Annotated in this window: 3 protein-coding genes and 1 pseudogene; all 4 read right to left on the bottom strand. The window is 39.3% G+C overall.

Annotated features, from left to right (window positions below; all coding sequences use genetic code 11):
• Positions 1–334: 334 nt before the first annotated feature.
• Complete coding sequence (locus FC65_RS01815) at positions 335–1,306, bottom strand: S66 family peptidase (protein WP_082618960.1); 972 nt, start codon at positions 1,304–1,306, stop codon at positions 335–337.
• A gap of 68 nt (positions 1,307–1,374) precedes the next feature.
• A complete protein-coding gene (locus tag FC65_RS01810; protein ID WP_056971336.1) occupies positions 1,375–5,121 on the bottom strand; it encodes a PHP domain-containing protein in 3,747 nt (1,248 codons plus the stop codon).
• A 245-nt stretch (positions 5,122–5,366) separates the two neighbouring features.
• Positions 5,367–5,876 (bottom strand): DUF4811 domain-containing protein, encoded by a 510-nt coding sequence (locus tag FC65_RS01805; protein ID WP_056971335.1) that lies wholly within the window; start codon positions 5,874–5,876, stop codon positions 5,367–5,369.
• 1 nt (position 5,877) lies between these two features.
• A pseudogene (locus FC65_RS01800) lies at positions 5,878–7,338 on the bottom strand (MDR family MFS transporter).
• Positions 7,339–7,411 lie beyond the last annotated feature (73 nt).

The raw sequence follows: 7,411 nt of genomic DNA, 5'->3' as shown, positions 1-7,411 counted from the left end.
TCAAGGTAAAATTATGAATAATCCAGGATAACTTTATTAGACACGCTGGTTGCACGAATTATTTTCAGCTTTAGATGAAGTGCTTGCACGCTAAACAAACCTTAGACATAAAGACCATTAAATCAACGTTTTATTAATCAAACTTTTGAAATAACTTTACTTAATAAAATGCAATTTCTTGGCACCTAATTTAAAAACCGTTTGCATAATAAGCAGTTGATCCAACAACATTTTGCTCAACTTTGACCTTAATTAATCATTAAAAAGCATGTTTTCTTTGCAAAAAATGCAGTGAAAACATGCTTTTTATAATCTGTCTCATTTTATCGTATCTTCAAATAATCGTGACCGTTTTTTTGTTAGTGTCCACTTTGATTTCTGCACCGATCGGAATAGTCATGATCGGTTGAGCATGACCTATATTCACATCATACAAAACTGGGATCTTTTTTAGTTGTGGAAACTTATCTAAAATATAGAAGAGACGTTTTTTAGTCATTTCCGATTCTTTCGGGAACCTTCCGATAACCAAAGCACGTGGATGGCGAGCTATTTGAAGTAATGATGCCAAATTTCGCGAAAATTCGCTCCAATGTCCTTCTTCTGCAAATTCAGCCAGTATTATTCGATCGTCTAAAACAGGCTGATAAGGTGTTCCTTGCAACAAATACAATGTATTCAAATTGCCACCGACCGTTATTCCCTCAGCAACACCAGAATTATATGTTTTCCATTCATTTGGCTGATAATCGTGCTTAACGGAATCATCAAACCACGCATCGCTTGTCCATGTCTGTGAAGCTTGTAATTTGATCCGACCGCTATGCGTGAGGACCTGGCGCCAATAACTATCTTGATAATCTCCCTGTTTTCCGCCCATTTTAAGCGTTGCATATGCTGGACCGTAATAAGTTACCAATCCTGTTTTAGCTGTGATCGCATTACACAGAGCAGTAAAATCAGAAAAACCACAGATAATTTTAGGGTGTTTAGCAATCAACTCATAGTCCAGATACGGAAGTAGTTCATTTGAAGTTTGCCCCCCGATCACAGAAAGGATCGCTTTAACATTATCATCAGCAAACGCTTGGTGCAAGTCTCCCACTCGTGAGGTGATACTTGATGACCCCTGAATGTCCATTTCTTGCACATTATCTCCAAAGCTGACATGGTAGCCCCAACTTTCTAATTTTTCCTGGGCAGGTAAGTTAGCTTCCATTCCGCCAACTCTCTGCAAAGAATCGCTCGGTGCTACTATCCTTATTTCATCTCCACGCTTTAATCTAGCCGGTTTAATAATATCCATGTTCACACCATCCTTCTAGGATATATTCACTGAACTTCATAACCTTGGTCTGCTTAACAAGAAATTTGTTACTTTTCTTTGACCCAGGCTTTTTCACCATAACCCTGAATTTTCATTAAAGGTGCCTTATACTTGCTTTTAGTCGCACTCGCGTAGTAATCGCCGTTTTTTCTGTATCCAACCACTAAAAGTTTAGTTCCCCGCTCAAACCACGATTGACTTTCTTTTGTTCGTTTATCATAATTCCGGTAATTATACTTGCCTAACCTGACATTCACTATCCCTGTCTTAGTCAAAAGAAAAATCATATTTTTACGAGGATCCTTGTCTATCACAGTTCCAGCGATCACATTGCGCTGATATTCAGGCCGAGGGCTGCCCTTACCACTCGCCCAGCCGATCGGTGTCGGTTCATCACCAAGTTGGTTAAAATCTACAGCCTGATACAACGCGGGAATCGTAGTATAATCTAACTCATGGCGCTTAACATAAAACGACAAAGCTTCCATTTCCCAAGACGCATCATTTCCTAAACAGTTTTCCTTCCAAAATTTGCGCATATTTTGGCGTGTCTCTATCTTAGTAGCCTCCGGAGTCTTTAACCAGGATTTTAAATTTTTGATTTTCTTGTTATACCACTTATCGAATTGTTTAACATCGATCGACAATTGACCATCATTCATTTGCCAACCTGCGTTTGAATCAGCAGAATAATCTTTTTCATATTTGTCAAAAAACTCTTGTTGCAGCTCCTCATTCATTGGGACCTTATTTCTGCCGGTAATTTTATTACGAAATAATACCAGTTCAACTTCTTTTTGATATTTTTCTGGAATATCTGCCGCGATCTTTGGAACTTGAACTGTCGTTAACTTCTTTTTTTGCGGCGTAATTTTTCTGACTAATTCTTCCATAACTTTGCGGCGATCCTCATTCAAGCTGTCAAAACAACCAGCTTTTATTAAAGTCACAGTCTTTTTCGGGGTCAGTTCTGTTTTCTCTAGAAAGTCCTCCAAGGAGCTATACGGCCGGTGTTCTATAATAGTACGAGCATCATCTTTACCAATACCAACAATTGGATACAGCCCAAACAAGATCTTCTTGTTTTCACTATCTGGCAAGAATCCATAGTCCGAACGGTTAATATCCGGATTCATTACTGTACCCGGAATTTGACCGATCGCATGACTAACTTTGGCATAATCTGCTCCTGTAAAAACTTCGCCATATATCCCACTGTTAACAGACAAGCAAGCTGTCTTCCAGTATACGGGTCCAAAACGATAAGCAATATTCATTTCAACCATCAATACTAAGGTGTAGGTGGTACCATGTGCTAAGTTAAAGCTGTAATATTTAGCTGGTTCTGCACATGTATCCCACACATAATTTAATAAAGAGCTTGAAGTTCCTAGCTCATGCCCTTTAGCATAAAAATGTTTTTTCTCTTGTTGATAAAGCTCTTGATTTTTCTTAGCAATTGACTTGCGTAAATGATTGGCTTCCAACAAATTAAAGCCTGTGATCTGCGGATCCATCGTTAATGCCATTAGTGTTTCTTGAGAATAACAAACACCATAAAATTTCTGCAAATGTTGTTTCATCAAAGAAATCTCCGCTGGCTGCAAACCATAATTTTTCATGTCAGCGTCCCATTTTGACAAATCTTTGCGATAGCGTAGGTAACGGTCGATCGGTTGTTCACCTTCAGCAACAGTTAAACGCATTAGTGCGTTGGCTGCGACTAGCTGATCAAATGTTCTGGCGTTCATTTTTAGCAATGTCCTTCTACCCGTTAAACTGCTAAATTCAAAGGCATTGATCACATCGCCATTGAATAACATGTCATACATTTCAGAAGCATCCATTTCCAAGCGATCCACAGCAAAGTACTTGTCATAGGTCGACTTTAAATCACCCTGCCATTTTATTTTATGATCGCGTAATAATAACCTCATTGCCTCATGGATCCGGTCTAAAGCATTCAAAGTTAAAATATCGTATTTTAATCCGCCTTGATAAGCGCTATCAGCGGCATCATACTGTGTAACTTCCAGTCCTGACTGAGTTTTCATCATTGCATTATGTTTGGTATAGGGTTCATTTGTGATCAAAATACCCGACGCATGTTGAGATATCCCCCGGACTGACCCTTCGATCTGTAACATCGTTTCTTTCAAATGAGGGATCTTTTCGATTTCCATGATGAAGTCCTGAGAACTACGACGGCCTTTTTCTTTATTTCCATATATAGCATCCTTGATCGGCCAAGCCACCATCCGTTCTTTCGGCAGCAAATTTACGATATTACGCGATTCACGCAAATCAACACCCAAACCACGGCAAGCAGTTAATACAGTAGACGCCGGCGCTTGAGTATTAAAAGTGCAAAAGTTCAAGACATGGTCACTACCAAAATATTCTTTGAAAGCTTCAATAATATCCGCACGTTTGGCACCTTCAGTATCTGTATCGACATCTGGCAAGTCATCAGCCCGTTCAGCAGACAAGAACCGCCAATATGGCAGCTCATACTTGATTGGATCGACCTGTGTAATATCAAGTAAATAGGCAGTATAAAAACAACCAACAGAGCCTCTCCCAGGTCCAACTAGGGAGCCTGTACCCCACACGATCTGCAACAAACGACGCATAGTTAAAAAGTATTGCGATAATGGTGCACCAAGGTATTCACTGACGGCTTTGATCGCGTTTAGTTCGTCATTGATCCTTTGTAAATGGATCTGATCTAGCGGTTGCTTTTTGGCCTCCATTGCATCTACCAGCAACCGCAAAAAGTATTGGTCCGCAGTTGCGGTAGAAGTAAAGAAATACTTGATTGCTGGGTACTTCTTAAGATCCACGCTAAACTCAGTGTCTCTCACCACCTGAAAATCCGGTAATGGAGTCGTCGGGATCTCCTGGGTATGTTTTAAACTATACGACTCGATCTGCTTTAACAGTTCTAATGAATTAGCTGTACCAGTTGTAACAACATCTTCTGGCAAGTATTTTTTCAAATCTGCTAGTGAAAATAAATAAGCATACGAATAGAAGCTTTTAACATCACGACCTTGATTTTCTGATTTCAAGAATGTTTCATGGCTGTTTTGATCACGTAAATCAATGTAATGTGCATCAGTTGAAATCGAATATTTGATCCCCGTCTGAAGAGAAAGATCGACCAATGCTCGATCAACGGTAATTTGCTCAGGCGTTTTGGACGGCATAATTTCAAAATATAAATTTTTTGCACCAAACAAGTTGGCCAGACGTTCTACTAATTTTTGGGCCTGACTTTTGCTCCCATGCAAAATCGTTTGCGAAAGTTCTGAACCTAAACAGGCTGTCGAAGCAATAATATCTCCTCGGTATGCTGGCAAGTTAGCTTCCAGCCAATCCCAATAAGTTGGCAAACGGCGCATTCCTTTTGCAAAAAAGCTATCCATCCATGCTTGAGTCGTTAATTGTCTTAAAAACTGATAACCATGCTCATTTTTAGCGGTCAGCAAAAAATGGTAAAAAGGAACTGCTTCCTTATTTTCTCTAGCCTGCTCGACTGTCTTTCTGTCAACTAAATAAATTTCATCGCCATAAGCTACTTTAAAATCCCCCAGTTCATCTTGATGCGCTTTTAAATACTTTTCTGCTTGAACATGACTGCTCAATGACTGATGGTCGCTTAACGAAATACCGGCTAGTCCCTTTTCATGAGCTGCTTCGATAATTTCAGCCACTTCGTTGATCGAATCTAAAAATCGATTATTGGAGCCCATAGCTGTATGATTATGGATCCCAAAATAAGTTCCTGCCATTCTGCATGCTCCTTTCATGGTTATTCCTACTGACATTGTACACTCTATTTTAAAATCAATGCGACTTTGAGCCACTAGAACTTAGTAATTTATTTGCAGCTATTATTCGCTCTGTTTTTTAGCGGTGTACTCGTTTGTAAGATTACTTTAGCCCGCTTGCTCCTTTTTTAAGTGCAATTGTGTTAATAAAAAAGAGACGAAAAAATTTCCGTCTCTTTAACACATGGATACTAAATTTTAGTCTGTTATTTTTTATATTCTGACAGCTGCCAACTCTGATCAATGTGGAATGTAAAGCGCTGGTCAATAAATTGATGGTTTGGCTGACCCCCGGCAAAATAAAACTTTGACCAGCCATTTGTATATACCCAATAATTTTTAGCGACCGTTAATTTATTTGCTGGATCTCGTTTGATAAAAACCTTAGTTGTCATTGGATCAGTTTTCTTTAATTTAGCGGGACTGCTTCTTTTTGTCCTGTAAAAATATATTTTTTCCTGACCATTACCTAATTTTTTATAAACTAACTTTTTAGTCGGAGAATTTTTCTCGTTTGCCAATAAATCAAACTCTTGCACTTCAGTCACTTGTTTCATTCCAAAATGCTCGGTATCGTTTAGGATCAGTGTCACTGCTATTATTGCCAACAAAATCACACTGCCTGTGACCCATAAACGTTTGATGAGGCCACTTTGAACAAAAATCATAGAATATGCAAACAATAAAACGCTGATAAAAAGTAATGCGATCCCCAATTTAAAGCGCCTCCTTATCAGATTTCAAGAAGAATGCTAGTATAAACCCGACTAAAGCAAAAGACGTAGAGATCACAAAGGCATACCTAAAACCAACAATATTCGCTTGCAACGACAGCTTCTTAAATAAGATCGGTGTCTGCGACATGATCGTGTGCGCTGGTGTATGACTTAAAGTAACATTTGACATCACTGAAACTAAAATCGCTGTCCCCATCGAGGCAAAAACCTGGCGGATCGTATTATTGACCACTGTTCCTGAGCCAATCAAGTCCAGCGGCAAAGCATTGATGCCTGTTGTCGTTGTCGGCATGGTGACCATCGAGATCCCAAACATCCGCACCATATAAAACACTACCAAATAAGAAATCGGTGTTTTATCCGTTACAGGGATAAAAGTTGCAGTTGTGGCTGTTAGTAAAAACATCCCAGTGATCGCCATATTACGACCACCCATCTGGTCAAAGATCCGGCCGGTAACAGGATTCATCAATCCGATCACTATAGCTCCCGGCAATAGTGTTAACCCTGAAACCAAAGGCGATTCTCCTCGGATCGTTTGCAAATATAATGGCAAGATCAAAGTGAACCCATTCATAGACATAAGGGCTACGGCTACCAAAATAACAGAAAGTGTGTAGTCTGAATGCTTAAAAACTTTAAATTCCAATAAAGGATTGTCGATCTTCAAAGACCGCCAAACAAAGAACGCCACAAAAGTTATTCCAATTATCAAAGTCACATATACGATTGGATCAGACCAACTATAACTACCAACTGAAGAAAAGCCAAATAGCATTGAACCAAAACCAACGATCGACATCAAAACAGAATTCCAATCAACTGGCGCCTTTTCAGTTGGCAAAACCTTGCGTAAAGTAAAATAACCCATTATTAAAACTACAATTGAAATCGGCATGATCGCAAGAAATAACATTCTCCATGAATAATGAAGCAGTAGCCAGCCGGAAAGTGTTGGGCCGATCGCAGGAGCTAACCCAATCACTAATCCAGCCATCCCCATTGCAGAGCCGCGTTTGTTCGGCGGATAGATCGAAGCCATGATCGTTTGATAAACAGGAGCTGTGATTCCGACCCCTGTAGCTTGAACCAAGCGTCCAACTAAAATAACCGCAAAAGTATGCGCAAAAAAGCAAATTATTGTTCCTGTTAAAAAAATCGCAACTGCAGTCAAATATAATTTACGTTAATCAAAACGTTTGATAAAAAAACCAGTGATCGGCATGGTGATCCCCATGACCAGCATAAAACCTGTAGTCAACCACTGAACCGTGTTAGCAGTAATATTAAAAGATCTCATCAAAGATGGGAAAGCTGTTGTTAACATGGTCGAAGTTATAAATGTACTAAACGTCCCTACTAGCAGTGTAGATACCAAAGCAAGCCGATTATAGGGCTTACCATTTTGGTCAAGGACTTGATTAGACTCACCTTGACTCATCAAAACACCCCTTAACTAATATTTATCTCAAAATAATGATACTTATGAAAAAGCAACAATTATCATTTTAACA

Origin of the sequence: Ligilactobacillus acidipiscis DSM 15836 (assembly GCF_001435755.1) — a bacterium.
In the GTDB taxonomy this organism is placed as follows: Bacteria; Bacillota; Bacilli; order Lactobacillales; family Lactobacillaceae; genus Ligilactobacillus; species Ligilactobacillus acidipiscis.
Note: the sequence above shows the minus strand (reverse complement) of the source record. Positions and strands in the feature narration are given on the sequence as shown.

Excerpts from the sequence above, each read along its gene's own strand:
- FC65_RS01815 (WP_082618960.1), bottom strand. The coding sequence starts at position 1,306 with ATGGATATTATTAAACCGGCTAGATTAAAGCGTGGAGATGAAATAAGG.
- FC65_RS01810 (WP_056971336.1), bottom strand. The coding sequence starts at position 5,121 with ATGGCAGGAACTTATTTTGGGATCCATAATCATACAGCTATGGGCTCC.